General features: G+C 67.4%; 4 protein-coding genes. 2 read left to right on the top strand and 2 right to left on the bottom strand.

The genetic code is table 11. The features are described 5' to 3' along the window. Positions 1-278 (top strand): helix-turn-helix domain-containing protein (locus KN815_RS45100; RefSeq protein WP_216347597.1); only part of this gene is annotated, 278 nt, incomplete at its 5' end. Positions 279-504: 226 nt separating this feature from the next. Here KN815_RS45100 and KN815_RS45095 read toward each other — a convergent pair. Further along, positions 505-1,866 (bottom strand): aspartate aminotransferase family protein, encoded by a 1,362-nt coding sequence (locus KN815_RS45095; protein ID WP_216347596.1) that lies wholly within the window; start codon positions 1,864-1,866, stop codon positions 505-507. 2 nt (positions 1,867-1,868) lie between these two features. After that, a complete protein-coding gene (locus KN815_RS45090; protein ID WP_043235601.1) occupies positions 1,869-2,339 on the bottom strand; it encodes an Lrp/AsnC family transcriptional regulator in 471 nt (156 codons plus the stop codon). A 186-nt stretch (positions 2,340-2,525) separates the two neighbouring features. Between KN815_RS45090 and KN815_RS45085 the strand changes: the two genes are divergently transcribed. Then, on the top strand, positions 2,526-3,158 hold a 633-nt coding region (locus KN815_RS45085), incomplete at its 3' end, for an aldehyde dehydrogenase family protein (protein WP_216347595.1).

Below are 3,158 nucleotides of genomic sequence, written 5' to 3'. Positions count from 1 at the left end.
CGGCCCGCGCGGGCGGGGTCGGCTCGCTGGTGGACCCGGCCGAGGCGGGGGCGCACGGCCGGGCCCTGCTCGCGCCGCTCGACGGCGCACCGGCGCTGCTGGAGACGGTGCGGGTGTGGCTGTCGCTGCAGGGAAGCTGGGACCGTACGGCAGTGGCACTGGAGGTGCACCGCAATACGGTCCGTCAGCGGATCGCCCGCGTCGAGGCCCTGCTGGATGTGGACCTGGGCGACGCGGACGTCCGGATGGAGCTGTGGTTCGCGCTCAAGTGGGCGTGAGCCTCAACGTGGGCCTGAGCTTCAGCCAACTGGGCATCAGCCTCAACTGGCCTCAGGGTCAAGTGGATCTGAGCCTCAAGCGAGCCTCAGCCTCCACTGAACCTCAGCCTCCACTGAACCTCAGCCTCCACTGGGTCTCAGGCTCAAGTGGACCTGAGCCTCAACTCGGCCTCAGCCTCAAGCGAGCCTGAACCACTCCACCTTGGCCTGCCCGAGCGGCCCAGCGTCAGAGCTTGGTCCACGCCTCCGTCAGCACCGTCCGCAGGATCTGCTCGATCTCGTCGAAGAGCGCCTGGTCGGCGATCAGCGGCGGCGCCAACTGCACAACCGGGTCGCCGCGGTCGTCGGCCCGGCAGTACAGCCCGTTCTCGTACAGCGCCTTGGAGAGGAAGCCGTAGAGGATCCGCTCGGTCTCCTCCTCGTCGAAGGACTCCTTGGTGGCCTTGTCCTTCACCAGCTCGATGCCGTAGAAGAAGCCGTCCCCCCGGACATCGCCGACGATCGGCAGATCGTGCAGCCGCTCCAGCGTGGACCGGAACGCGCCCTCGTTGTCCAGCACATGCTGGTTGAGGCCCTCGCGCTCGAAGATGTCGAGGTTGGCGACGCCGACCGCGGCCGAGACCGGGTGGCCGCCGAAGGTGTAGCCGTGGAGGAAGGTGTTGTCGCCCTCGTAGAACGGCTCGGCGAGCCGGTCGGAGATGATGCACGCGCCGATCGGGGAGTAGCCCGAGGTCATGCCCTTGGCACAGGTGATCATGTCCGGGACGTAGCCGAACTTGTCACAGGCGAAGATCGTGCCCAGCCGTCCGAAGGCGCAGATGACCTCGTCCGAGACCAGCAGCACATCGTACTTGTCGCAGATCTCGCGGACCCGCTGGAAGTACCCGGGCGGCGGCGGGAAGCAGCCGCCCGCGTTCTGCACCGGCTCCAGGAAGACCGCGGCCACGGTGTCCGGGCCCTCGAAGAGGATCTGCTGCTCGATCTGGTCGGCGGCCCAGCGGCCGAACGCCACGGGGTCGTCGCCGAAGATCGGGGCGCGGTAGATGTTGGTGTTGGGGACCTTGTGGGCACCGGGGACCAGCGGTTCGAAGGGGGCCTTGAGCCCCGGCAGCCCGGTGATCGACAGGGCTCCCTGCGGGGTGCCGTGGTAGGCCACCGCCCGGGATATGACCTTGTGCTTGGTGGGCTTGCCGGTGAGCTTGAAGTACTGCTTGGCCAGCTTCCACGCGGTCTCGACGGCCTCGCCGCCGCCCGTGGTGAAGAAGACCTTGTTCAGGTCGCCGGGCGCGTAGCCCGCGAGCCGCTCGGCGAGCTCGACGGCCTTGGGGTGGGCATAGCTCCACACCGGGAAGAAGGCCAGCTCCTGGGCCTGCTTATAGGCCGTCTCGGCCAGCTCGACCCGGCCGTGGCCCGCGTTGACCACGAACAGGCCGGCCAGGCCGTCGATGTATCGCTTGCCCTTGTCGTCGTAGATGTACGTGCCCTCACCGCGCACGATCGTCGGCACGGGGGAGTTCTCGTACGACGACATGCGGGTGAAGTGCATCCACAGGTGGTCGTACGCCGTCTTGGAGAGGTCGGCGCTCATTGCTATCTCGTTCCCCAGGTATAGGTCTGCTTCCGGAGCTTGAGGTAGACGAAGCTCTCGGTGGAGCGCACGCCGGGCAGCGTGCGGATCCGCTTGTTGATCATTTCGAGGAGGTGGTCGTCGTCCTCGCAGACGATCTCGATCAGGAGATCGAAGGAACCCGCGGTGACGACCACGTACTCGACCTCGTCCATGGCGGTCAGCGCGTCCGCGACCGGGTCGAGATCGCCCTCGACGTTGATGCCGACCATCGCCTGCCGCCGGAACCCCACGGTGAGAGGATCGGTGACGGCGACGATCTGCATCACGCCCTGGTCGAGCAGCTTCTGCACGCGCTGCCGCACGGCGGCCTCGGAGAGCCCCACGGCCTTTCCGATGGCGGCGTACGGCCGGCGGCCGTCTTCCTGGAGCTGCTCGATGATCGCCAGGGATACGGAGTCGAGGGTCGTGCCGTTCTTGTCAGGTGTGGCCACGACCCTCACTGTGCACGAGCCTCGCTCGTGTCGCAACCCTTCATCGATGAATTTCGTCGTTCAGGGGCCCTGAAAACACTGATTCCGTTGTTCTGGTGTGGCGGGTATGTTGAAAGCGCAGCCCCGGCGACTACTGTGGATGTCTCACCCATCGGACAGCCAACAGGACAACAGGAGGGGTGGCACGTGACCACCGAACTGCGTCGTCTGCGCAACTACATCGACGGAGCGTTCCGGGACGCCGCGGACGGGCGGACCACGGAGGTGGTCAACCCGGCCACGGGCGAGCCCTATGCCACCGCGCCGCTCTCGGGCGCGGCGGACGTGGACGCGGCGATGGCCGCCGCCGAGGCCGCCTTCCCGGCCTGGCGCGACCTGGTGCCCGGCGAGCGCCAGAAGGCACTGCTCAAGATCGCCGACGCCTTCGAGGTGCGGGCGGAGGAGCTGATCGCCGCCGAGTCCGAGAACACCGGCAAGCCGATCGGTCTCACGCGGGACGAGGAAATCCCGCCGATGATCGACCAGATCCGCTTCTTCGCGGGTGCGGCCCGGATGCTGGAGGGCCGCTCGGCCGGTGAGTACATGGAGGGGCTCACCTCGATCATCCGGCGTGAGCCGGTCGGGGTCTGCGCCCAGGTCGCACCGTGGAACTACCCGATGATGATGGCCGTATGGAAGTTCGCCCCGGCCCTCGCCGCGGGCAATACGGTCGTCATCAAGCCCTCGGACACCACCCCCGCCTCCACCGTGCTGATCGCCGAGATCATCGGCGGAGTGCTGGCGGAACTGGGCCATCCGCAGGGCGTCTTCAACGTGATC

Origin of the sequence: Streptomyces niphimycinicus (assembly GCF_018883605.1) — a bacterium.
Lineage (GTDB): Bacteria > Actinomycetota > Actinomycetes > Streptomycetales > Streptomycetaceae > Streptomyces > Streptomyces niphimycinicus.
This window is presented reverse-complemented; position numbering and strand designations above follow the sequence as displayed.